The following is a 22392-nucleotide window of genomic DNA, read 5'->3' as shown; positions in this document are numbered from 1 at the left end:
ACTATACACTCACCGATCCGCCTGCTGTCAACCCCCAGATTGTCGGACCCCGCCTCTACGGTGTGCCCATGGCGGATACCGAGCGCGCGGTCAGACATGGGCAGCTGCTCAGCAGTCTGCTGCATGCGGATGCGCGTCCGTCCGAGATCCGTTGGCAGCTAGTGGAACTCACGCGGATGCGGGCCAGCGTCGCGGAATGCGCGGGGCGGGTGGAGTTCTACTCGCGGATGTTGACCGAGGGGCGGTCCACCGCCGCCGCGCATGCGCAGAATGTGCTCGCCGAATTGCATAACGAGGGCGCGCTCGCCAGCGCGGATGTTGTATCGCTGTCGCGGGCGGTGCTCACGCGACCGGAGAAGAAGCTGGTACGGGCACAGTTGAGCTGGCTGGATCGGACAGTTCGGGGTGAGCCGGAGTGCGCCTCGGCGGCCGTGCGGGTGCTGGCGGAAGTCATCGAGACGACCGCGGATATCGGGCTGCGTGAGCGGATGGCGCGGATCATCACCCGGCAGCTGCGGGTCGCGGACGAGCGGACGCGGGAAGAGTTGGCGGACGCGGCGCGAGCGTGGGAGATCGAGGAGCGGTGCACGCTGCCACCGCGGGCTCCACTCGCTCGATTCACGGTGGCGAGCACTGTTGTGGAGACGGTGGAGCTGTACCGCCGCGTGACAGCACGACAGCACGACGACTGGTCACTGGACGAGCGCTTCCTCGACACCGTCATCCGGTTCACCTACCGGGATCGCAACGGGTTGTCAACGGCCCTCGGGCGGCTCATCGACCACGAAGTGCCTGCGGCGCAACAGGATCCATCGTGGTGGCAGCGACAACAACAGCGTCGGTGGTGCGATAAGCAACCGTGGTCGATGCGCACACTGGCCGCGATTTCCACCGGCGCACTGCGATATCCGCCGCGCGGTCCTACCCGCTCCACGCCGCTGACCGACCGCATGGCCGAATGGGGCACCCTGGTGCTGGAAGGTGCCGTGCTGCCACCGTTCGCACTGGCCACGCCGACCTTTGACAATGGCGGGATCGATGCCGCCGAACTCGTCGAGCGGCTGCGCGAATACGCCGAGTTGGGCCTGCGGCCAGGCCCGGTCGACTTCGCCCAGGCGTTGGTGCGGGTCGCGCCGACAGCGCGCCCCGAGGTGCTAGTGATGGCCGATGCACTTCGGCTGCCCGAGGGGGCACGCCTGGCCGCCTGGTTGCGCAGTGATCATTCCGATGCGGAGACCGACGCATTTCCGAAGTACCTGAGCGCGGCATTGCGGGGCCCGCCTCCGAATGAGCGCGGGCGCTCCAGCCCGCTATCCGAATATCAGCTGCCCATCCCGGAGGTCCAGGCGGCGTGGATGTCATGGGTGGACCGAGATCGGTTGTCGCGCATCGTGAATCTGCCGGGCACGAAGGGGCCGCGGGTGCATCGGGCGGTAATGGCCGCACTCGTCAGCGAGGATGCCCGCGACCGAACCGCGGGCGTCGACGCACTGGCCGCGCTGGCAACCGCCGACGAACTCCGGCCGGATCTGCTGGCGCGGGCACTGCCCGTGCGCGCCCAGACCGGGCGCCTCGCGAGTTCGCTGCGTGACACCCGTCGCGCGTTGGGCGCGCACCGCACCTGGCCGTTGCTCGCGGCCATCCTGCCTGTGCTGTTCGCCAGCAATCCGACGCCCGGCCTGCCCGATGTGGTTGCGATGGCGGCCGATTGCGCACGTAAATCGGGCGCTCGCGGTGACCTACCCGGACTCGATGCGGTGCTGCGGCGCGGCGATGCCAGCCGCCTGGCCGCGGCGGCCCGCGCACTGTCGGTCGCCCTGTCGAGCAACTGACCGCGGCTTCGAACGCGGCCCCGGTTGGCACCTAGGCGTCGTCGGCCCAGCGCTCGACCCAAACCTGTAGTGGCTCGAGGGCCGCGACCAGTTCGAGGCCATCGGCGGTCAGGCGGTACCCCTTCGCATCCGTCTGCACGATCGCCACCTCACGCAACTCGCGCAGCCGATCGTTCAGCACACTGGCCGACACCCCGCCGGTCAGTCCCTGCAATTCGCGGAAGGTGACGCTGGCACCGTCGCGTAACTCCCACAGCACCCGCAGCGTCCAGCGACGTCCGAGCAGATCCAGCAGCGCCATGATCGGGCGCCCGGTGCGCGATCCCCGCACGGGCTTGCCGACCACCGGAGTCTTGCCCGCTTCGGATTCCGAAGCTACCATCGAGACCGTCCTTGCTCTGTTTTTCGAAGCATGAAGACCAGTCTAACGAGGTTCGATCGATGACCACCGAATCCACACCCCGAATCGCCCCGCTGCACCCGCCCTACGCACCCGATATCGACGCACAGCTGAAGAAGTGGATGCCACCGGAAGCCACAATCGAGCCGCTGGCGCTGTTCCGCACACTGGCCGTGCATGATGAACTCTTCGCGCGCATGCGTCCACTGGGCGCGGGAATTCTGGGCCACGGCCGGGTGCCGCCGCGCGATCGCGAGATCGTCATCCACCGCACCTGCGCCCGGGCGGGCGCCGAGTACGAATGGGGCGTGCACGCGGTGGTCCAGGGTCCGCAGGTCGGCCTGACCACCGCCCAGATCGACGCCGCCGCGGTCGGTCCGGCCGACGATCCGGCGTGGACCGCCGCGGACAGCGTGCTGGTGCTTATGGCCGATGAACTCCACGACACCGGGGATATCTCCGATGAGGTCTGGACCCGGCTGGCCGAACGCTACGACGTGGACCAGATCCTGGAACTGATCATCATCGCTGGCTGGTATCGCTTGCTCAGCACCGTGATCACCAGTGCCCGTATCGAATTCGAACCCTGGGCCCGGCGCTTTCCGCCGCGCAACCGCTAGCTCGGCGACGCCGTCAGGTCGTAGACCGCGACATTGCCGATGTGGACCGCCGGATAATGCTCGGCCACCCAGTCGCCGATGTCCTTGTGGCCGACCGGCCGCCACAGCTCGTCCTCGGGCTCCGCCGCCGGGGCATTGCCTGGAGTCGGGACCCGCCAGGAATCGGGCAGCTTCACTTCCTGCGCGAGATAATAGGTGACCTGATGGGTGCGCACCAGTTCCTGGAACTGGTCGAGTGTCGGCACCGGATCATCGGAGGTGAAGCCGCCGATCGCGATAACCGGTGTGCGACTGGCCAATTCGAGGCTGGCCGCAGTCGAGGAGCGGTCCACGGCGGCCGACCATCGCGTCGTCGTATCGGTGAGCATCCCCACCAATCGCGGCTCCGCGAAATCGCCACTCATGAACCGGCGCACCTGCTGTTGGGCCTCGTTCTCGGGACCGGGCTTTTGCTTGCGGGCCGGGCCGACCGTCGGACTGCCGCCGGTATGCGACTGCGGCAGCGTCGTCACGGCATACGCCGTCGACCCGCCGAGACCGGCCAGCACACCCGCGACCACCAGTACCGAGGTCACCCGGTCACGCGCCCGGCGACGCCCGGCCGCCGGCAGCGATGCGATGAGCAGCCCGACCGCCGCGAGCACCGAGAGCACGAGGATGGTCCACCGCAGCCAGGGCTGCCAGTCCGAATTCCGCTGCAGGACAACGAATGCCCATATGCCCGCGGTCAGAATGAGTGCGGCGGAGCCGATTCGGCCGAAGGCGCTGTCGCGGCGACGCCACATTTCGTGCACACCGAGCGCGAACATTCCCGCAACGGCAGGTCCGATCGCCAGGGTGTAGTAGGCGTGCATGCCGCCCTTCATGGTGGAGAAGGCGACGCCATCGATGATCAGCCACAGTCCGAAGGTCAATGCCGCACCACGCACCAGATCGGTGCGCGGCGCGCGCCACCGTACCGCGAGCACCAGCACGAAGGACAGGATCGCCGCTGGCAGCAGCCAGGAGATCTCATAACCGATTTCGCCGGTGAACAATCGGTCCGGTCCCGAACCGAAGCCGCCGAAGCCCTGTCCCGGTCCGGCATTGTGCGGCATTTCGTAACCGGGCGGCAGCTCGAAGCGGTTGCCGCCCTTGTGATTGCGGCCGAGGAAGCGCGCGAAGCCGTTATAGCCGAGCACCAGATCCATGAAGGTGTTGTTCGTCGAACCGGCCAGATACGGTCGCGAGGACTCCGGCCACAGCATGGTCAGCAGTACGAACCAGCCGGACGAGACGATCAACGCACCGGCCGCGGCCAGCAGGTGCCACAGCCGGGTCCGCAGTGCGGTGGGTGCGACGATCAGATACGCGATGCCCAACGCGGGCAACACCATCAGACCCTCGAGCATCTTGGCCAGGAATGCGAAGCCGAGCGCCATCCCGGCCAGCATCAGCCAGCGCACACTCGCCTGCCGCAGCGCGCGGATCGTGCAGTACGCACCGGCCGTCATCAGCAGCACCATTACCGCATCCGGATTGTTGAACCGGAACATCAGCGCCACCACCGGCGTCACCGCGAAGACGGCACCGGCGAGCAGCCCCGCGCCGCGGCTCGCGGTCGCCCTGGTCACCGCGCCGTACATCAGCGCGACCGTCGCGACCGCCATCAGCGCCTGCGGTATGAGCATGCTCGCACTGCTGAAGCCGAACAGCTGACCGGAAAGTCCCATCACCCACTGCGATACCGGTGGCTTGTCAACCGTGATGAAGTTTCCGGGATCCAGCGAGCCGAACAGCACCGCCTTCCAGTCCCGCGAACCCGACCATGCCGCGGCGGCGTAGAAGCCATTGCCCATGGCATTGACGGTGATATTCCACAGATAGGCGGCCGCCGTCCCGATCAGCAGGACCACCAGGCCGATGCGCTCCCACCGCCGGACGGGTGGCAACGCCGTCGCCGAGACGGGCGGGGTCGTATCGGGCAGGGACGCCAGGGGACTGGTCACTGTCACCTGGGGAGTATCACAGCCGTACCGGTGGACCGCCTTGGCGTTTGCTGTCAGTCCGCTGTGAGCCTGCCCCTAACCCCTGTGACCATGGGATTTGGGGCGTTCGATGCCGTAACAGGGGGCCGTACCGCCCGATCTCACCACCGAAACCGTGGGTACGTGGAGGGTCGAGTGCGTCGTCGTTCGAAGAGTGCTGTGGTGTCTGCGATCACCATGGCCGTTGTGCTGTTGGCCGGTCTGTCGGGTGCGGTCGCCGATGCCGCGCCAGCGGAGTTGAAGCATTGTGCACTCACCGATGGGCGCACGCCGCAAACGGCGACGCCCGAAGAGGTCGGCCTCGATTCGGCCGCGCTGCGCACGGCCATCGGCTTCGCCTCCGATCCGACGCGGCGCAATATCCAGGTGTTCCGCAATAACTGTCTGATCGCGACCGGGCCGAACAACGCAGAGACCGGCGGTGTGCCGTGGAATCTGTGGAGTTCGACCAAGAGCGTGATCTCGCTGGTCACCGGCATCGCCGTCGACGAGGGGCGGCTGCGGATCGATGACCCGGTCGACGCCTATCTGCCGCCCGGCATCGGCGATGCCGAGCACCGCGCGATCACCGTGCGCAATCTGCTCACCGAATCCTCGGGTCTCGAGGTCTCGGTACTCTCCGAGGGCGTCACGGGGCTGGCGCAACTCGATCCGAATGTGGTGGCGCAGGCCATGGCGCGACCGGTCGAGCATCCGCAGGGCACGGTCTGGGCCTACAGCCAGCGCGCCGTCGATCTGATCGCCTATGTGGTAAAGCAGGCCGTCGGCATGGACTTCCAGGAGTACGCGCAGCGAAAGCTGTTCGACCCCTTGGGTATCCGGAGCACTGACTACTACTGGGGCCGCGACCGCAGCGGAAACACCTACGGCTATGCCCATCTCATGCTGCCACCCGACGATTTCGTCAAGCTCGGCCTGCTGGTCGCCAATCGCGGGAATTGGCATGGCATCCAGGTCATTTCGACGGACTACCTCGCGCAGGCGAGTCAACCGTCGCAGACCAGCCCGTGCTATGGCTTCCTCTTCGTCGTCAACGGACCCGAATGCACCGCCGAATTCCCCGGTCTGCCAGCCGATGCCGTCAAGATGTCGGGCATGATGCGCCAGGACAGCTACATTGTGCCGAGCCTCGACCTGGTGGTCAGCTGGACCGGCGTCACCGTCCCCGGCCGTGCCGGAACCTTCCAGAGTGATACGCTGCGCGCCATCAACGCGGCCTTCCGGGAACCTCGGCTACCGGATCCAGGACCCTATGTGCCACAAGAGGGCGTGAGCCTGAACGATCCGATGATCACCAACCCCGACGCGGTCCTCGATGCCCTCGGCATCGGCCCCAATGCCTATCCGGGGTGCGGCCCGCTGCTCTGCCTCGGCAAGGCTCCTGCCGCACCGTTCGCGGATTGGCCATCCGGCTGCTTCATTGTCGGCTGCATCGGCCCCGCCCCGACTCCCGGCATCCGCTGAATCTGTTCAGGTGGCCGGAATTTCGCGTTGGAACCAGTCGAGGATCTGCGGGAGCGCGATGCGGGCGGTGGCGGAGTGGTCGATATCGCCGAGGTCGGTGAGGGTGGCGCGGTCGGTGTGCATGGCCTGCAGGCAGTGTTCGGCATTGGCGTAGAGCACATTTCGGTCGCCGGTGGCGGCATAGAGGTGCACCGCGACGCGTGGCGTCCAGTCGCACGTGCCGTCGCTGGCGGCCACTGCCGATTGCGAGGTTCCGGTCGGATGTTGGGCCTGGGCCAGGAATTTCGGTGTCAGCAGCAGTTCCGGGCGCACGGGCAGGGCGGTGCCGATGGTGATCTCGTTCTGCTGCCCGTCGAAGATTTGGTCGATGCGGTCGGCGATGGGTTCGGAGAATGCGTCGGCGGGCCGATCGTAGAGGTGGTAGATGCGGTTCATCGAGGTGATCCAGTAGGCCAGGAAGAAGACCGCGATCGCCGGGGGGACCCGTCCCTCGATGGCGCCGGGCGTCTCGACCTGCGCGACGTCGTAGGGCCCGCTGATCGGCGCGAGCGCGGACAGGCCGAAGCCGGGGGCGGCACCGCCCTGTAGCGCCTTGCCCAGTGCCGTCGCGGCCTGTCCGCCCTGGGAGAAGCCGGTGACGAGGATGTCCGGGTCCAGATCGCGCTGCCGTTCGGCAGCCATGGTGCGGGCGGCGCGCAAGAGGTCGACCGAGGCGCTGACCTCCGAGGGGGCGTGGGCGTAGGGATGGAAGCCCGGACCTTCGCCGAGTCCGAGGTAGTCCGGCGCGACGGCCGCATAGCCCGCCGCGGCGAACATGATGGTGCGGGCACGTTCTGGGCGGGTCGTACCGTTGACCGAGGGCGCGTCACTCTTCAGCACCAGCGTGCCGTGCTCGTAGCTGACCACACGCAGCCGCCGGGAATCGGTGCGCGGCAATGCAATAAGTCCGCTCGCCGTTGTCGCGCCGCCCTCCGGGGTGATGGTGCGATAGACGACGCGGTAGGCGTCGACGCCATTGCGCACCGGTGTACCGATATTCGCATCGGCCAGATACGCCGTGGTCTGTTCGGTCGACAGCTGCTCGACCGGGGTGGTGGAGACCACCGCACCGCGCGGTACCGCCGGGGCGGGCTTGTTAGCGGAACTGCACGCGGTCGGCACCGAAACCAGCAGTGCCGCGATGAACACTGCGATAACCGAACGCGGTGTGTTGGGCATGAATTCGAATTCCTCTCCAACGACCATACCGACCGACAGCGGTGCGCAACTCCATCGTGGCACCGCATTTCCGCGACTCGCCACAGCGGCGAGCATGTTTGCCCTGCATTCGCTGCCGTGTTATGAAGCAGGCGGTTGACAGCCATATCGGCCCCGATCACCGAGCCGATGGCGAGTTTCGTTTGCAGGTCCTGATTTGTGAGCGAAGGGAGCGTTGCGCTGTTCGCGAAGAGTTCGCTTATTCGACGATCATTTGTTGTGCCCGCTCTGCTCATCGGCGCATTCTCGGGCATGCTCGCTCCGGCGCACGCCGACGATGGCTCCCCGGATGGCAGCACGCCACCGGCCGGGGCCAATGATTGGGCGTGCCGACCGTCGGCGGCGCATCCGGAACCCGTGGTCCTGGTCCATGGCACCTGGGGTAATCAGAATTCCTGGGATGTGCTCGCACCGCAACTGAAAGCGCAAGGCTACTGCGTATTTTCGCTCAGCTACGGCCGCGCGGAATCCAGTGTCCGAGGTGCGGAACCGGGCGTATACGGCACCGAGGACATTCGCAGTTCGGCCCGGGAAGTCGGGGGATTCGTCGACCTGGTGCGCGCGGCGACCGGTGTACCGAAGGTGGATATCGTCGCGCATTCGCAGGGCGGTCCGCTGGTCCGGCAATTTCTGCGCTTCGAGGGCGGCGCGAACTATCGCGATCCCGCACAGAACAAGGTGGACCAACTGATCACCATCGCGGCGACCAATCACGGCACCACTGCGGAAGGGCTCGGCTATCTACTACCGACCGGCAGCGCACAGGCGCCCGTCCTCGGCATCATCGCCGAATATCTCGGCACGGCCGCGCTCCAACAACTGATCGACAGTGAATTCCTGCACAGCCTCAATGCCGCGGGTGATACCGAACCCGGTATCAAATACACGGTGATCGCCAGCCACCTCGACCGCGTCGTCACCCCACCCGAGGCCACCTTTCTCACCGCCGGTCTCGGTGCCACGGTCGACAATATCTGGGTACAGGATCTGTGCCCGGACGATGACTTCAACCATGGCGCGCTGCCGGAATCGCCCACTGTTGGCTATGTCGTACAGAAAGCACTCGACCCGTCCTATATCGGAGACCCCTGCCCTGAGTGACGTGCGCGGATCGGTCGACGCCGACGCGGTTGCGTTAACGCTGTTATCGTCGATAGCGCCCATGGCACCGGGTGGTGGGACCGGGCGCCGCACCGCACCCGCGAGAAATGATCTTCCGTGAAATACGTTCCGCGCATCGCCCTGTTTCTGGCGATTCCCGCCTTACTGTTCCTGCTGCCCTGGTGGACCTTGATCGGTGCCACCACCGAGGGCCCGCTGTTCTGGTTCGGCTCTGCGGCTTTCCTGGCCGGATTCGCATGTTTGCCCGCCTCGATGTTTCTCGGCCATGGACCGAGGCAGTCGGATGCGGCGTCCATTGTGGGCGACACGCTGCTCGGCGTGATGTGGGTGGTGTTCAGCTGGTCGGTAATCGGCAATATCGTCGGACTCGGATTGGCGCTCGGCGGGGTGGACGATCCCACCCGCTCCAGAATTGTCGCCATCGGCGTACTGGCGATCGCGGCCGCGCTGACGGTCTGGGGTGTGATCGAAGCGCGCCGGGTGCCCCGGGTCCGCACCCTCGATATCGCGATCCGTGGGCTCGGCCCCGCGCTCGACGGACTGCGCATGGTGGTCATCACCGATACCCACTACGCGGCGCTGGACCGGTTGCGCTGGTCGGAAAAGGTGGTCGACGTCGTCAATGCCCAGCAGCCCGATATCGCCTGCCACGCGGGCGATCTCGCGGACGGTTCGGTGGCGAAACGGCATCCGCAGGTCGACCCGCTCGGCAAGATCGAGGCCCCGCTGGGCCGCTTCTACATCACCGGCAACCACGAATACTTCGGCGACGCACCCGGCTGGATCGACCATATGACCTCGATCGGCTGGCAGCCGCTGCACAACCAGCACGAGACGATCACCCGCGGCGATGACCGGCTGGTGCTGGCCGGTATCGACGATCCCACCGGCGTCGGCCTGCCCGGCCACGGCCCCGACCTGCCCGCCGCCCTCGCGGGCGCGGATCCGGACGCACCGGTGGTCCTGTTGGCCCACCAACCCAGGCAGGTCGCCGAGGCCGCCGCCGCTGGTGTCGCGCTGCAGATCTCCGGCCATACCCACGGCGGCCAGATCTGGCCGTTCCACTATCTGGTCCGCCTCGAACAACCCGTCGTGGCCGGCCTGTCCCGACACGGCGACACCCAGCTCTACACCAGCCGCGGTACCGGTTTCTGGGGTCCACAGCTGCGCGTCTTCGCACCAAGCGAAATCACCGTCCTGGTATTGCGCAGCGCCTGACGGCAAGCGGGCACGCGACGCAGCGCGCCGACCCGAGTGGCGGCTTGACCGTTACCCGGTGGGGGTATATCTTGCCGCGCAGGGCGGTCGGAGCGGTCGCCCGGATCTCCACCGAGACGAGGTTGTGGTGAACGCTATCGGGCATGCGCTATCGCTGGCCGGATCGATGACCTGGGAGATCCTCTGGGCGTTGATCCTCGGCTTCGCGCTCTCGGCCGTGGTGCAGGCGGTGGTGCGCAAGTCGACCATCCTGCGGCTGATGGGCGATGATCGGCCGCGCACCCTCGCCATCGCGGCCGGGCTGGGGGCGGCCTCCTCGTCGTGCTCGTACGCGGCGGTGGCATTGGCGCGTTCACTGTTCCGCAAAGGCGCGAATTTCACCGCGGCGATGGCCTTCGAGATCGGCTCCACCAATCTCGTCATCGAACTCGGCGTCATCCTCGCGCTGCTGATGGGCTGGCAGTTCACCGCGGCCGAATTCGTCGGCGGTCCCATTATGATCGTGCTGCTCGCGGTGCTGTTCCGGCTCTTCGTGCGGTCCAAGCTGGTCGACGAGGCCCGTCGGCAAGCCGACCGCGGTCTCGCCGGATCGATGGAAGGCCATGCTGCGATGGATATGTCGGTAGCGGCCGAAGGCTCCTTCGCGCACCGGCTGCTGTCACGATCGGGGCTGACCGCGGTCTCACATGTATTCGTCATGGAATGGGCCGCGATTCTGCGCGATCTCGTGCTCGGCCTGCTCATCGCGGGCGCGATCGGCGCATGGGTGCCGGAGACGTTCTGGCAGAACTTCTTCCTCACCGATCATCCACTGCTGTCGGCCATCTGGGGACCGATCGTCGGACCGCTGGTGGCGATCCTGTCGTTCGTCTGCTCGATCGGCAATGTGCCGCTGGCTGCGGTGTTGTGGAACGGCGGCATCAGCTTCGGCGGTGTGATCGCCTTCATCTACGCCGACCTGCTGATCCTGCCGATCCTGAATATCTACCGCAAGTACTACGGCACCCGGATGATGCTCACCCTGCTCGGTACCTTCTACGCCGCCATGGTCGGCGCCGGATTTCTGGTCGAAATCATTTTCGGCACGACAAATCTCATCCCGGCCGAACGCAATGCCATGGTGATGGCGGAGGGAATCAGGTGGAACTACACCACCTGGCTCAATATCGCCTTCCTGATCCTCGCCGCACTGCTGGTCACGATTTTCGTACGCACCGGCGGAATTCCCATGCTGCGCATGATGGGTGGTTCACCCGACGCCCAGCACGATCACACTCAGCACGAGCACACCGGTCACGACCATGACCATGGATCACCGCACGTCGGAATGTAGTCCGTTCGCGGTGACCGAAACCAGCCGCGCGACAGCGGCTTCCGTGGTGAGTTCGGCCGCGCTAAGGTTTTCAACCCACGAAACGGGTCTTCAGCAGGGCGGCGGTGGCCGCACTGTAGGCGAGGCTCGCTTCCAGCGGACGGAGCGTCGGATAATTCGATCGGTGCGTGACGATGACGCCGTTGGGCAGGGTTACGGTGCGGTCCAGCACGGTGGCGACACAGTTGCCACCCGATTTGGCGACGAGATCGACGATCACCGTGCCGGGGCGCAGTATGTCGAGAGCCGCGCCATCGAGCAGCAGCGGGCCCCGGGCACCACGATGTACGGCAGCACAGACGATCAGGTCGGGTGGTTCGGCGGCGAGGTGTGCGAGCAGCCCGGCCGGATTCGGCAGAAATGTCTTGGCACCGTGGCGGATTGCCGCGGACTCCTGATCGGGGCGGTTGCCGAGCGCGGTCGGCACGTCGTCGTGTGCGGCCGCCACGGCGATGGCGGCGAGTCCGGCCTGTCCGCAGCCGAGGATCAGGGCGTGCACGGCCCCCTGAGCCGAGCGCAGCTCTCGGCCTTGCGCATAGGCGACCTCACCGGCTATTCGGCTCATGGCGGAGAGGGCATCGATCTCGGGGCGCGAGTGCGGAACGGTTTCGTAGCCAATGGATTCGATGCCGCGGGCCCGCAGTCCAGCGATCACATCGTGACGATGCAGCGGGTCCTGGAATCCGATGAGGGTGGTGCCGGACCGCACCGAATCCAGCGGATATGCCGGAGGCTTCACCCACACCACAAGGTCGGAGCGCGCGAAAACCTCTGCCCGCTCGACTATCCGCGCGCCGGACCCGCGGTAGTCCGCATCACTGAACCCGGTCGATCGGCCCGCGTCGCGCTCGACAAGGACATCCACACTCGCGAGCCGGCGCACATCGTCGGGGATCAGTGCGACGCGCCGCTCCTCGACCGCCGTCTCCCGCAGCACTCCGATAATCATCGTGCGGGAGTGCCTTCCAGAATCGGTAGACCACGCTCGGCCAATACCTTGGGATAGGTCAGCCCCTCCCGGATCTCCTGGATCAACTGCTCGAGCCGGTCGAACAGCTCGTCGACCAGATCGGCCGACTCGCGGCCGGGCGCCTTGCGCGGCGCCAGCACATTGAACCGCACGCCGAGTCGCTCGGATCCGGTCCGGTCCAGCGCGACGGTATCGATCCCCGCGCCGGCGAGCAGCAGATCCTCCAGCTCCGCGCTCGTCGCGACACACACCTGGTCGAGCAGCGCGTCGTCGAAGACGACGGTCAGGAACATGCCCTGCCGACTGCCCAGTGGCCGCATGACTTTCGCACCGAATCGAGCGTTGATGGCCGTGATATGGCCGTGCGCGCGGTCGAGTTGTTCGAGCATGCGCACGCGATTGCGCGCGAAATAATCCGCTGGCGTGTGCTCGACGATCGCTCGCGCCAGATGCGTGGACTCGCGCTGGAAGGAAATGGTGAGCCGCTCCCGAACCTCGGCAAGCCATTCGGCATTGCCCGAGCACGCAGCGCCCAATTTGCACGGGCCGAAAGCGTTGTAGCCCTTCGAGTTCCCGGTGATGGTCAGCACTTGGTCGTAGAGCCGCCGCACGCCATCGGCGGTGGGTATCTCGAGTGCGGCGATCGGAATATGCTGCGCCACCATGCAATCGAAGGCCATATCGCAGATCACCGGCACCCCGTGCGCCAGCAGCACTCGACCGATCGCCAGCAGTTCCTCGGCCGAATACTCGGTGAATACCGGATTTCCGGGCAGGGTGAGCAGCACCCCGCACAGCTCGCCGCGCTCGGCGAAGTAGTCGAGGCACGCTGCCAGCAGCTCGGGGTCGATCTTGAAGGAGTCATCCGGTGCGACCGGGCATGCCTGCATCCGCAGACCGTACTTCTCCACGTGGATACCCGAACTCTTGTACAGGCCTTCCGGATACACAATGACACCACCGGGACGGGCCAGGGTCGCGACCGCCTCCTCGAGCAGCATGGTGCTCGAGTATGCGCAGACAATGACCTCCTCGGGCGATACCCGCACTCCGGGCACACCGTCGACCGGCTCCGACAGCCGCCCGAACAGCTTGTGCGCCGCCAACTCTCGCAGTACCAGCGGCTGCCGCTTGTGATACAGCGTGCCGTCGGTGTACTCATCCGGCGGCTGCGTGTGCAGCAGCTCGCGCCAAGCCAGATCCAGTGCGGTGACGGCGTTTTCGGCCAGCGCGAGACCGGTCTCACCGTGATAGGCGTCGATGACATCCGAATACATCCGGTCGTCCGCACCCGCGAACTGTGGCCGTGCGCCCAGGTGTCGGCGCACTTCCCGCTTACGCACCTCCGAGCGGTTGGTGCGAGCGGCGAGACTCGGCGCCGGGTGCTGCCATGGCAGCCCATCGATGGCAGCCAGCCGAGTCACGGCACCTCGCCTTCGACGGGCGACTCCCCCGGCGCGGTCATCTCGCGCCAACTCTGCTCCAGCGCCGCACGAAACAGCCTGCGGCAGTCGCCATCGGTCAGGCGTTCGAAGGCGGCCAGCGACGGTGCGGCGACAATGTCGTTGACGACGATGCCCGAACCGGCGACCTTGAGTTCGTAGAGGCGCTCGAACCGGCGCACCGCGAACGCCACATCGTGCTTCAAGGCCGAGAACCGGGTTGCGACGCGGGCCTGCCGGGAATAGTCGTATTCACCTACGGCGACGTACTTTTCGTCCACTACCAGCATGCTCTGCGCATTGCGTGCATGCTCGCGCTTGACCAGCACGCTCTCCACTCCCGAACGCGCCTGCTTCCATAGTTTGTCGTCATAGGGCCATACGTCATCGATCGTGTCGAGGACATACATGCGTCTCACATCGATTCGGGGCGGATGGGTGTTGTCGGCCAGCCGCAGGATCGCGGCGTGATAGTCATCGCCGACATCGCCGCCGATGGTGCCCAGGTCGGCGGTGTGGATCGCACGAACGGACTGTTTGGCCTGTTCGAGGATCATCAACCAGTCGCTCACGGTATTCCATTCCCACACCGTCGCGCTGCGCGAGGGGATCTGGGCCAGGATCTCCTCGGCCCGCTCCAACTGCCGATCCGCAATCATGCGCAGCGGTTCGATCTCCTCCCGCGCACCGGTCGCATCGATCAGGCTGCCCGCGATGCCGATTGCCCGCTCGACCAGTTCAGGGTCCTTGCCGAGTAGGACATTGAATCGCATGCGCAGATCGTGGTACGCGCCGCCGGCCAGATCATCGGTGACACCGTCGGTGGTCGGCAATTCCTGGCCGAGCGCGAGGCTCAGACGTTCACGCAGCGGTAGCGGCGGCACCCGGGTTCCGTTCTCGATCTGCTGGATCAGGCTGCGCGAACAACTCGCCTTGGCCGCGAGCGCGGCCTGGGTGAACCCGCGTTCGGTGCGGAGCCGACGGACCAGATCCCCTACCTGCTCACCGTCCGGCCCAGAGCCAGCCATGTCGCGCCTCCATCCTGCGCTCGGATCCTAATGCCCACGATGTGTCATCCGTCGTCATCATAGTCACGTTACGAAGCCGGACGCCGATTCGAACAATGGATGTTTCCTGAGCGGTCGCTGGAAACCGTACGCACGGACGGATATTGCGCATGGCAGCCTCGGTATCGTCGGTGCAATTTCATCCGCAATGGCATTACGTCACTCAACCTCGCTCTCAAAGAACATAACTCGGACATATTTCACCCAATCTGCTTGAATCTAAGCAATATTGATTGAAAGATATCATTGGATAGCATCTATGCTTAGTTGACATCCCGAAGTGGCGATCCATAGCATTGTTGTCAGCGCCACATCTGATTCGGAACCTCTTCCGGGACAGGTGGTTTCGATCGACCAAGGGAGGGGTCATGACGCTCGAACCGACCGACTGGTTGATCACCAGTGACATCACCCCCGAGACTGCCCGCTACACGGGCGACGGCTGGATCCTCAGCTGGCTGCCGGGCCGACTGCTCACCCGTGAGCAGGCCATCACCGGCATGGTGCTCGACGAGACCCTGAGTGATCCGGATCCCGAGGATTACCTGCTGGCCATGGAAATCGCGGCCATGCGCGCCGCCGATCTCGGCCTCGAACTGGCCCAGGCGGTCGTCCTGCTGCACGCCCGCATCCTCGAACGCGACCGGCGCCAGTCCGGAGCCAACTGCCGCATCGCGGTACCGACCACACCGGCCGCGTAACGGCGGTTGGCGCCGCGGAGGGGTCGGCGCCACCTGACGTCGCGCCGAAACAGGGTCCGGCGAGTACCACTCGCCGGACCCTGTTCTCACCAACGAGAACGCCGAAAGTGCTTGGTGGAGTATGGCTTTCGTGCGGTTCGCGCGACACGCGGATCGTCGGCGACATCGTATCGCCGCATATACGCGCGCTCGGGTATCGGTTACGACCCGCCCCCGCGGCCGGCCAGGGCCGGTTCGGATCGGGTGTCGCCGAAGGTCTGCTTGAAGTCGGGGCACTCGACCAACGGTCGATGCGTGCAGGTGGCGGCATGGCGGAGGCTGTCGCGCATGCGGGTGAGGCGGGCGATATCGGCATCCAGCTCCATGGCCTTCGCGGCCATATAGCCGCGCAGTTCGGTGTCCGCGGGCGTGGCAACGAGAAATCGTGCGATCTGCGCGAGCGTGAAACCCGCTGCACGAGCACAGGATACGAGCGCCAACCGGTCGAGCACCTCAGGACGGTAGGTGCGCCGCAAACCGTTTCGGCCCGCGGATTCGATGAGACCGCGCTTCTCGTAGTACCGCAGCGCCGACGCCGCCAGCCCGGACCGCGCGGCCACTTCCCCGATATCGAGCTCCATCACATCTACTCCTTGACTTGAAGCGGACTTCAAGTCAGACGATAGGCGCATGAGCGAAACAAAAGAAGACCAGATCGCCTTGGACCCCCAGGTTCAGGCCTACTTGGACCGACTCGCCCGCGCCGATTTCGGCTCGGTGCACACCTTCACCCCGGAGCAGGCGCGCGAAGGGTGGCGGCGCCAGATCGCCCTACTCGGCGAACCGGAGCCCATTGCCCAGGTCGAGGACCGGACGATCCCGAGCGCGAACGGACCGATACCGATCCGCATCTACACCCCGAACGGCGAGGGCCCCTTCCCGGCATTGGTGTTCTTCCACGGCGGCGGCTTCATGCTCGGCGATCTGGACACCCACGACGGCCTGTGCCGCAGTCTGGCCAATGGCGCCGAATGCGTCGTGGTCTCCGTCGACTATCCGCGGGCGCCGGAACACAAGTTTCCCGCGGCACCCGACGCCTGCTTCGGCGCGACCCAGTGGGTCGCCGAACACGCGGCCAACATCGGCGTCGATGCCACCCGGATCGCCGTCGGCGGCGATAGCGCCGGGGGAAATCTGGCGGCCGTCGTCGCGCGGATGGCACGCGACAACGGTCCGGCACTGGTCTTCCAACTGCTGATCTATCCCGATCTCGATTTCCGCAGAACGAATTTCAGCATCCGCGAGTATGCGGGCAAGTACGGCAATATCAGTCGCGATGCCCAGTTCTGGTTCATGGACAGCTACCTCAACAGCGAGGCGGAGAAACTCGACCCGAAGGTCTCTCCGCTGCTGGCCACCGACCTGGCCGACCTCCCCGCGGCGCTCATCATCACCGCTGAATACGACGCGCTGCGCGATGAGGGCGAACAGTACGGTCAGCAGCTCGATGAGGCCGGGGTCGCGGTCACCGTCACCCGCTATCCGGGGATGATCCACGAATTCGTCCGGCACCCCTTCGACGCCAGCAAGCGAGCACGACTCGATGCCGCGACGGCGCTGCGGAAGGCATTCACCAGGTAGCGAATTGCGTCACGTGGTGATGTCACGGTTCGATGGTGCCCGCGAAATGACAATGGGCATACGCAACGACAGACGGACCGGATTGTCGGCCGCGCGACGCACGAGCAGCCATTGGGCGACGGCAGCCATAGTCGAAACGAGCGAGGTCACCACCGCGAGATATCCCCAGTGCGTGAGTCCGGCGGATGAGTAGTTGGAGGTACCCGTGCCCGGGATGGGCAGTTTGCCTCTGCCGGTAGCCCAATTCAATATCTGTCCGACGCTGCCGCCCAGGTCATAGGTCCGACCGGTCATGGCCTTGAGTTCGGCGCCTTTGCCATTGAGATAGATCAAACAGAGGATCACGAAAAGTGCGGCACACGCCAGTGAAAACGTGGTCAGGCGGGCGAGAATCTCGTTGCGAAGGCGGATGTTCAGCACGATGGCGCAGAGCGCGATAATGATGGCGGCGCCAGCGAGGATGGCCCAGAGGCCGGTGAGCGGCGGGGTTTTGGGCTTCGCTTGCGACCAGATGTTCAGGTAGTTGCTGGTTATTTCGAGTCGGCCGAAGGCATTGGCGGCGACCGTGCCGTCGGGCCCCTTTGCGGTGATCCACGACTGGAACAGCAGGATGAGGGTCGCCGTGCTGCCGATCGCGGCGACTATGTGGCCCCAATAACATCGAAGCGGTCCGAGCTGCGCCCGGAGCTCGATCAGCTCCGCGGCGCGGCCTTGCGTCGGTCTCACCAGAGCGGCTGTGCGTCGAGATGCGATGGCTCTGGAGGAGTTCGGCTGCTCCATGAGCTCAGCTTAGGTGTCGAAGATCGTTGGGACTCGGCGCGAACTCACCTCCAGTGGGAACCTCGGTCGGTGGTGACGCCGCCGTTCGCCTCCGGCACCGGAGTCATCGATGCGATCGTTGGGCGCCGATGACCCGCTGACTGGGAACAGATGCAATAGCCGAGGTGTTGCCAAACCCGGGGGTTCGAACGAGAGCGAGGATGACCGTGCGGGTCGAGATCTGGACCGATATCAACTGCCCATTCTGCTACCTGGGCAAGCAGCGGTTCGAGCAGGCTTTGACCGATTTCCCGCACCGCTCCGAGGTCGAGGTGGTGCACCGCTCGTTCGAATTGGATCCGACCCTGCCCACCGATGAATCCGGTCCGGTCATCGCGAAGATCGCCCGCAAATACGGCATCAGCGAGGCGCAGGCGGCGGCCAATGAGCGCGGCATCGGCGCGCAAGCCGCCGAAATCGGACTGCCCTATCTGACCGAAGGTCGCGACTACGGCAACTCCTTCGATATGCACCGGCTACTGCACTTCGCGCTGGCCGACGGCAGACAGGACGACCTGCTCGATGCCCTCTACCGTGCGAATTTCGCCGAAGAGCAGTCACTGTTCGCCGATCACGAGCGTCTGGTGCGGATCGCCGTCGCGGCCGGATTCGACGAGTCGGCGGTGCGTGCCGTGCTCGCCGATCCAAATGCCTACGCCGATGCGGTGCGCGCCGACGAGCGAGAGGCCGCCCAACTCGGGGCGACCGGCGTTCCGTTCTTCGTCTTCGATCGCAAATACGGCGTCTCGGGTGCCCAGCCGTCCGAGGTGTTCGCCCAAGTTCTGGACAAGGCCTGGGCGGATCGCGAACCCGTTATCGCGACGATCGGCGGGGCCGAGGTCTGCGGTCCGGACGGATGTGCGCTGCCTGCGCGCAATTGAGCTGCGGGACAGCGCTATTCACTCGGTTCGTCCGTGGTCGAGGGCGCGATGGGCCCGAGGCGCACGACACCCGCGTCGAGATCGATCTCGACGCGTGGCCGGTGCGTCTGACCATCGCTGTCCTCGCTCCCCTCGTCGGTCAGCTTCTGACCCGGGAACAGTTCACCGATAACGCCCACGTCTCCACGATAGTCCGCGCCATGATTCGCGCCATCGCACGGACCGCGAGCGATGTGCGGCCGATGTGACGGCCCCTACACTGGGCCGCATGCCTGTGCAACGGATGCTCGCCCTGTCCGCGTTCGCCCTGCTCACACCGCTCGCCGCGACGGCGTGCTCATCCTCGGGGCCCGGCTATAAGTCCGAGTGCGAGGTCAGCGGTTGCACGGTCACCTTCACCCGCGGCGTCAATGCCAAGGCCAATGTGCTCGGTATCGATGCCGAACTCGTTGCGGTGAACGGCAATACGGTCACGCTGAAGGTGGGCGGCCAGGAGGTCAGCATCCCGGCCGGGCAGACCCAACCCGCCGACGGTCTCAGCGTGACGGTGCCGGAGGTCACCAGCGACAAGGTCGTGGTCCGGCTCACCACCAGCGTCAACGGCAGCTGATCCGGCATCAGCCCCGCGCGACGACGTCGCCGATCGCCGCGTCCAGGATGGACAGTCCGAGGGCGAGTTCGTCTTCGGTGGCGGTCAGCGGCGGGGCGATGCGGAAGACGCCGCCCATGCCGGGGAGCTGGACGATATTCATATGCAGGCCGAGTTCTAGGCAGCGGCGGGTGACGAGCGCGCCGAGTTCATCGGAGCCCTCCTTGGTTTCGCGATCGAGAACGAGTTCCAGTCCGACGAGTAGACCACGGCCCCTGATATCGCCGACGACGCTGTGCCGCTCGCCGATTCGCTCGAGACCACCGCGCAGGTAGGTGCCGAGCGCGGCGGCACGCTCGGCGAGACCGTCGCGAATGAGCACATCCAGCACCGTATTGCCGACCGCGGCGACCAGCGGGTCCGATACGTGGGTGGTGAAGAACAGGAAGCCACGCTCGTGTGCCCGCTGCTCGATCTCGGCGCTGGTGATCACCGCCGCGAGCGGCAGCCCGGCGCCGAGCGTCTTGGACAGGGTGAGGATGTCGGGCACGACGCCGTCGCGTTCGAAGGCGTACCAGGATCCGGTACGGCACAGGCCGGTCTGTGCCTCATCGAGGATGAGCAGCATGCCGCGTTCGCGACACTTGTCCCGCAGCGCGGCGAAGTAGCCGGGCGGCGGTTCGACGACACCGCCGGAGCTGAGGATCGGCTCGACCAGGCAGGCAGCCAGGCTGCCGACCGACTGGGCATCGATCAGGTCGAAGGCGAAATCGAGTTGGCGACGCCAGTCGAGTTCGCCATCGGCGGTGGTGAAGTCCGGGCGATAGGAATTGGGTACCGGGATGGCGAAATTGCCCGGCGCGGCGGGGCCATAGCCCTTGCGGCCCGCACTGTAGGTGGCACTCGCGGCCGCCTGCGTCATACCGTGCCAGGAGCGGGCGAACGAGACGATCTCGTGTTTTCCGGTGACCAGCTTGGCCATTCGGATCGCGGCCTCATTCGACTCTGCCCCGGTGGTCAGCAGCAGCACCTTTGCGAGCGGTTCGGGCAGAGTCTCGGCCAGGCGGCGGGCGAGGTCGACGACCGGGCGGCTCAGCATGCCGCTGAACAGATGGTCCAGCTCACCGATCTGGCGGCCCACGGTGGCGACGATATCCGGATGTCCGTGTCCGAGAATCGCACTCATCTGGCCCGAGGTGAAATCCAGTATCTCCCTGCCGCTTTCGGTGTACAGGAAGCTGCCCTCGGCGCGGGCGATGATCTCGCGGGTGAAGTCGCCCGCACCCGCGTAGCGCACGAGATGCCGGTCGGCGTCGGCCCAGAAGTCGTCGGTGGACAGTGATGCGGAGGTGGGAGCAGCCATATCTGCGACGGTAGGGCCGGGCCGAGCATCACGTCCATCTCACAATTCCGGCTGTACTGTTCGGCAAAGCCGCACAAGAATGGAGACGTGCTGAACCCTTGGCGGCTGCGGCTGCTCAGCCAACTCGACTCCCTCGGCACCGTCCGCGCGGTCGCGCAGGCGGCCAACCTCAGCGCGTCCAGCGTGTCGCAGCAACTCGCCGTGCTCGAGGCCGAAACCAAGACCCGGCTGCTGGAACGCACGGGCCGCCGGGTTCGGCTCACCCCCGCCGGGCTGATGCTGGCCCGCCGGGCCAGGGCGATCCTCGATCAAATGGACGGCGTCGAGGCCGAACTGCGCAGCCTCGGTGACGAACCGGTCGGACAGGTCCGGCTCGGCGCGTTCCAGAGCGCCATCCACTCGCTGTGTGTGCCCGCGGTGACGCAGCTGGCACATACGCATCCGCACCTCGACATCGAACTGGTCGAGCTGGAACCGCACGCGAGCATGCCCGCGCTGCGGGTCGGTGATGCCGACATCATCATTACGACAACCGATTTCGTCGAACATCCGCTCGGCGCGGATGTCGATATCGTGCCGCTGGCCACCGACCCGATCGTGCTCGTGCTGCCACCCGGCCGGTCCGCCCGCGGACCCGCCGACCTCGCCGCCTACGCCGACGAGCCGTGGGCCTTCGATATGCCGAAGTCCTATATGGCAAATCTGGCGACGCGGCTCTGCCGCGAATCCGGTTTCGAACCGCGCGTGGTCTGCCGCTTCAGCAACTACATGATGACGCTGCAACATGTCGAAGCCGGACTCTCGATCGCCCTACTGCCCGGCCTGGCCGTCGACCCACGCTATCGCGTCACCACCCGGGAACTCGCCACCCCCGTCACCCGCACGATCACCGCCGTCATCCGCCGCGGCGCGCCCCCACGCGCCGCCGTCAACCTGGTCCTCGATGCCCTACGCCAGACCTCCCTATCGCTGACCCGCGTCTCGGGGATAGTCGCCGAGTCCTCGTTCGAGCATCGCGATCGCACGCCGGGCATTGCGAAGTTCGACGATCGAATGCGCGTATTGCGGGCTGAGCGTCTCCAGCCCCCTGTCTAGGTAGCCGCTATAGGTAGATCCGTAGGTATCTGCTGATGCGTGGCGCCGCGCCTAATCGCCGAGCATTGCTTATCAACAGGTTGTGGGTTTCATGGCCGGAAGGATCGACGCCAAGACAGTGACCAGCACCATGACACGTGCTCGGGGTAGTGGCCGGCCACCGAGTACGAGATGTCCGATCCGCGCCAACTCGGGTCGGGCTGCCCGGCCAGCGGACGCGACTGGAAATGACATGTCGATGAACGGGATGGGCTCCTGGCAGTGGGACCTGTGCCACATTCGGGTTCGGTTCGGGTGTCCGGCGTTGGAGTTGGACTTCCAAGACATCCGGGCGGTGGCCGACCGGTTCGCCGCTGCCGCGCACAAGGTGGGGGCGACCGTCACGATCGACGCCGACCTCAGCGACAGTTGGCCGCCCTTGCCGTGTCGCCGACTATGGGCGTGAACCATCAGCAACACACCCGAGCCCGATCATCGAGCGGTGTGCCAGCCTGATCGCTGATGCCCAGCTCCGCGGCGATCTGCGGTGATCG

General features: G+C 65.9%; 22 protein-coding genes. 12 read left to right on the top strand and 10 right to left on the bottom strand.

Annotated features, from left to right (window positions below):
* Positions 1 to 68 precede the first annotated feature (68 nt).
* A complete protein-coding gene (locus ABZW16_RS02855) occupies positions 69 to 1832 on the top strand; it encodes a hypothetical protein (RefSeq protein ID WP_354951491.1) in 1764 nt (587 codons plus the stop codon).
* 31 nt (positions 1833 to 1863) lie between these two features.
* Here the strand turns inward: ABZW16_RS02855 and ABZW16_RS02850 are convergent, their stop codons facing one another.
* Positions 1864 to 2214, bottom strand: a complete 351-nt coding sequence (locus ABZW16_RS02850; protein WP_354951489.1) for a helix-turn-helix domain-containing protein — start codon at positions 2212 to 2214, stop codon at positions 1864 to 1866.
* Positions 2215 to 2273: 59 nt separating this feature from the next.
* Here ABZW16_RS02850 and ABZW16_RS02845 point away from each other — a divergent pair, with 59 nt between their 5' ends.
* Entirely contained in the window at positions 2274 to 2852 is a 579-nt protein-coding gene (locus ABZW16_RS02845) for a carboxymuconolactone decarboxylase family protein (RefSeq protein WP_354951487.1), read from the top strand.
* Here ABZW16_RS02845 and ABZW16_RS02840 read toward each other — a convergent pair.
* A complete protein-coding gene (locus tag ABZW16_RS02840) occupies positions 2849 to 4846 on the bottom strand; it encodes a glycosyltransferase family 39 protein (RefSeq protein WP_354951485.1) in 1998 nt (665 codons plus the stop codon). The genes ABZW16_RS02845 and ABZW16_RS02840 overlap by 4 nt on opposite strands.
* 195 nt (positions 4847 to 5041) lie before the next feature.
* Between ABZW16_RS02840 and ABZW16_RS02835 the strand changes: the two genes are divergently transcribed.
* Complete coding sequence (locus tag ABZW16_RS02835) at positions 5042 to 6343, top strand: serine hydrolase (RefSeq protein ID WP_354951483.1); 1302 nt, start codon at positions 5042 to 5044, stop codon at positions 6341 to 6343.
* Between the two features lie 6 nt (positions 6344 to 6349).
* Here the strand turns inward: ABZW16_RS02835 and ABZW16_RS02830 are convergent, their stop codons facing one another.
* The gene (locus ABZW16_RS02830) at positions 6350 to 7561 is read right to left on the bottom strand and encodes a hypothetical protein (protein WP_354951481.1); all 1212 of its coding nucleotides are present in this window, start codon (positions 7559 to 7561) and stop codon (positions 6350 to 6352) included.
* A gap of 258 nt (positions 7562 to 7819) precedes the next feature.
* On the opposite strand from ABZW16_RS02830, the gene ABZW16_RS02825 reads away from it, so the two are divergent.
* The 3 genes from ABZW16_RS02825 (at position 7820) to ABZW16_RS02815 (ending at position 11273) form a co-directional block, all read left to right on the top strand.
* Positions 7820 to 8701 carry an alpha/beta fold hydrolase gene (locus ABZW16_RS02825; protein WP_354951479.1) on the top strand — a complete coding sequence of 294 codons (882 nt, stop codon included), beginning with the start codon at positions 7820 to 7822 and terminating at the stop codon, positions 8699 to 8701.
* Positions 8702 to 8818: 117 nt separating this feature from the next.
* Complete coding sequence (locus ABZW16_RS02820; protein ID WP_354951477.1) at positions 8819 to 9940, top strand: metallophosphoesterase; 1122 nt, start codon at positions 8819 to 8821, stop codon at positions 9938 to 9940.
* Between the two features lie 124 nt (positions 9941 to 10064).
* Positions 10065 to 11273 carry a permease gene (locus ABZW16_RS02815; protein WP_354951607.1) on the top strand — a complete coding sequence of 403 codons (1209 nt, stop codon included), beginning with the start codon at positions 10065 to 10067 and terminating at the stop codon, positions 11271 to 11273.
* Between the two features lie 70 nt (positions 11274 to 11343).
* On the opposite strand, the gene ABZW16_RS02810 is transcribed toward ABZW16_RS02815, so the two are convergent.
* From ABZW16_RS02810 to ABZW16_RS02800, 3 genes are read right to left on the bottom strand one after another with little or no spacing between them, the layout of a single operon-like run.
* Positions 11344 to 12261: a hypothetical protein gene (locus ABZW16_RS02810; protein WP_354951475.1), complete on the bottom strand. Its 918-nt coding sequence runs from the start codon at positions 12259 to 12261 to the stop codon at positions 11344 to 11346.
* Positions 12258 to 13706 carry a pyridoxal phosphate-dependent aminotransferase gene (locus ABZW16_RS02805; protein WP_354951473.1) on the bottom strand — a complete coding sequence of 483 codons (1449 nt, stop codon included), beginning with the start codon at positions 13704 to 13706 and terminating at the stop codon, positions 12258 to 12260. Before ABZW16_RS02805 ends, ABZW16_RS02810 begins: the two co-directional genes overlap by 4 nt.
* Positions 13703 to 14752 carry a helix-turn-helix transcriptional regulator gene (locus tag ABZW16_RS02800; protein WP_354951471.1) on the bottom strand — a complete coding sequence of 350 codons (1050 nt, stop codon included), beginning with the start codon at positions 14750 to 14752 and terminating at the stop codon, positions 13703 to 13705. The genes ABZW16_RS02805 and ABZW16_RS02800 overlap by 4 nt, the downstream gene beginning before the upstream one ends.
* 407 nt (positions 14753 to 15159) lie before the next feature.
* Here ABZW16_RS02800 and ABZW16_RS02795 point away from each other — a divergent pair, with 407 nt between their 5' ends.
* On the top strand, positions 15160 to 15492 hold the full coding sequence (locus tag ABZW16_RS02795; protein WP_354951469.1) for a hypothetical protein: 333 nt from the start codon (positions 15160 to 15162) through the stop codon (positions 15490 to 15492).
* 200 nt (positions 15493 to 15692) lie between these two features.
* On the opposite strand, the gene ABZW16_RS02790 is transcribed toward ABZW16_RS02795, so the two are convergent.
* Positions 15693 to 16112, bottom strand: coding sequence for a MerR family transcriptional regulator (locus tag ABZW16_RS02790; RefSeq protein ID WP_354951467.1), 420 nt, complete (start codon positions 16110 to 16112; stop codon positions 15693 to 15695).
* A gap of 49 nt (positions 16113 to 16161) precedes the next feature.
* On the opposite strand from ABZW16_RS02790, the gene ABZW16_RS02785 reads away from it, so the two are divergent.
* Positions 16162 to 17112, top strand: a complete 951-nt coding sequence (locus ABZW16_RS02785) for an alpha/beta hydrolase (RefSeq protein WP_354951465.1) — start codon at positions 16162 to 16164, stop codon at positions 17110 to 17112.
* Positions 17113 to 17121: 9 nt separating this feature from the next.
* Here the strand turns inward: ABZW16_RS02785 and ABZW16_RS02780 are convergent, their stop codons facing one another.
* Positions 17122 to 17838 carry a hypothetical protein gene (locus ABZW16_RS02780; RefSeq protein WP_354951463.1) on the bottom strand — a complete coding sequence of 239 codons (717 nt, stop codon included), beginning with the start codon at positions 17836 to 17838 and terminating at the stop codon, positions 17122 to 17124.
* 254 nt (positions 17839 to 18092) lie between these two features.
* Between ABZW16_RS02780 and ABZW16_RS02775 the strand changes: the two genes are divergently transcribed.
* The gene (locus ABZW16_RS02775; RefSeq protein WP_354951461.1) at positions 18093 to 18812 is read left to right on the top strand and encodes a DsbA family oxidoreductase; all 720 of its coding nucleotides are present in this window, start codon (positions 18093 to 18095) and stop codon (positions 18810 to 18812) included.
* A gap of 14 nt (positions 18813 to 18826) precedes the next feature.
* Here the strand turns inward: ABZW16_RS02775 and ABZW16_RS02770 are convergent, their stop codons facing one another.
* Positions 18827 to 18991: a hypothetical protein gene (locus tag ABZW16_RS02770; RefSeq protein WP_354951459.1), complete on the bottom strand. Its 165-nt coding sequence runs from the start codon at positions 18989 to 18991 to the stop codon at positions 18827 to 18829.
* Between the two features lie 89 nt (positions 18992 to 19080).
* On the opposite strand from ABZW16_RS02770, the gene ABZW16_RS02765 reads away from it, so the two are divergent.
* Positions 19081 to 19422, top strand: coding sequence for a hypothetical protein (locus ABZW16_RS02765; RefSeq protein ID WP_354951458.1), 342 nt, complete (start codon positions 19081 to 19083; stop codon positions 19420 to 19422).
* A 7-nt stretch (positions 19423 to 19429) separates the two neighbouring features.
* Here the strand turns inward: ABZW16_RS02765 and ABZW16_RS02760 are convergent, their stop codons facing one another.
* On the bottom strand, positions 19430 to 20764 hold the full coding sequence (locus ABZW16_RS02760; RefSeq protein ID WP_354951456.1) for an aspartate aminotransferase family protein: 1335 nt from the start codon (positions 20762 to 20764) through the stop codon (positions 19430 to 19432).
* An 87-nt stretch (positions 20765 to 20851) separates the two neighbouring features.
* Between ABZW16_RS02760 and ABZW16_RS02755 the strand changes: the two genes are divergently transcribed.
* Both ABZW16_RS02755 and ABZW16_RS02750 read left to right on the top strand, forming a co-directional pair.
* On the top strand, positions 20852 to 21859 hold the full coding sequence (locus ABZW16_RS02755) for a LysR family transcriptional regulator (protein ID WP_354951454.1): 1008 nt from the start codon (positions 20852 to 20854) through the stop codon (positions 21857 to 21859).
* Positions 21860 to 22091: 232 nt separating this feature from the next.
* Positions 22092 to 22304 carry a hypothetical protein gene (locus ABZW16_RS02750; protein WP_354951452.1) on the top strand — a complete coding sequence of 71 codons (213 nt, stop codon included), beginning with the start codon at positions 22092 to 22094 and terminating at the stop codon, positions 22302 to 22304.
* Positions 22305 to 22392 lie beyond the last annotated feature (88 nt).

This window comes from Nocardia sp. NPDC004604, from assembly GCF_040609795.1.
Taxonomy (GTDB): Bacteria; Actinomycetota; Actinomycetes; order Mycobacteriales; family Mycobacteriaceae; genus Nocardia.
The sequence above is the reverse complement of the archived record's forward strand: the minus strand, read 5'-3'. Positions and strand labels throughout refer to the sequence as shown.

Bases quoted from the DNA above. Each gene is read 5' to 3' on its own strand.
- ABZW16_RS02855 (WP_354951491.1), top strand. From the start codon at position 69: ATGGCGGATACCGAGCGCGCGGTCAGACATGGGCAGCTGCTCAGCAGT.
- ABZW16_RS02850 (WP_354951489.1), bottom strand. From the start codon at position 2,214: ATGGTAGCTTCGGAATCCGAAGCGGGCAAGACTCCGGTGGTCGGCAAG.
- ABZW16_RS02845 (WP_354951487.1), top strand. From the start codon at position 2,274: ATGACCACCGAATCCACACCCCGAATCGCCCCGCTGCACCCGCCCTAC.
- ABZW16_RS02830 (WP_354951481.1), bottom strand. From the start codon at position 7,561: ATGCCCAACACACCGCGTTCGGTTATCGCAGTGTTCATCGCGGCACTG.
- ABZW16_RS02810 (WP_354951475.1), bottom strand. From the start codon at position 12,261: ATGATTATCGGAGTGCTGCGGGAGACGGCGGTCGAGGAGCGGCGCGTC.
- ABZW16_RS02800 (WP_354951471.1), bottom strand. From the start codon at position 14,752: ATGGCTGGCTCTGGGCCGGACGGTGAGCAGGTAGGGGATCTGGTCCGT.
- ABZW16_RS02795 (WP_354951469.1), top strand. From the start codon at position 15,160: ATGACGCTCGAACCGACCGACTGGTTGATCACCAGTGACATCACCCCC.
- ABZW16_RS02790 (WP_354951467.1), bottom strand. From the start codon at position 16,112: ATGGAGCTCGATATCGGGGAAGTGGCCGCGCGGTCCGGGCTGGCGGCG.
- ABZW16_RS02785 (WP_354951465.1), top strand. From the start codon at position 16,162: ATGAGCGAAACAAAAGAAGACCAGATCGCCTTGGACCCCCAGGTTCAG.
- ABZW16_RS02775 (WP_354951461.1), top strand. From the start codon at position 18,093: ATGACCGTGCGGGTCGAGATCTGGACCGATATCAACTGCCCATTCTGC.
- ABZW16_RS02765 (WP_354951458.1), top strand. From the start codon at position 19,081: ATGCCTGTGCAACGGATGCTCGCCCTGTCCGCGTTCGCCCTGCTCACA.
- ABZW16_RS02760 (WP_354951456.1), bottom strand. From the start codon at position 20,764: ATGGCTGCTCCCACCTCCGCATCACTGTCCACCGACGACTTCTGGGCC.
- ABZW16_RS02750 (WP_354951452.1), top strand. From the start codon at position 22,092: ATGTCGATGAACGGGATGGGCTCCTGGCAGTGGGACCTGTGCCACATT.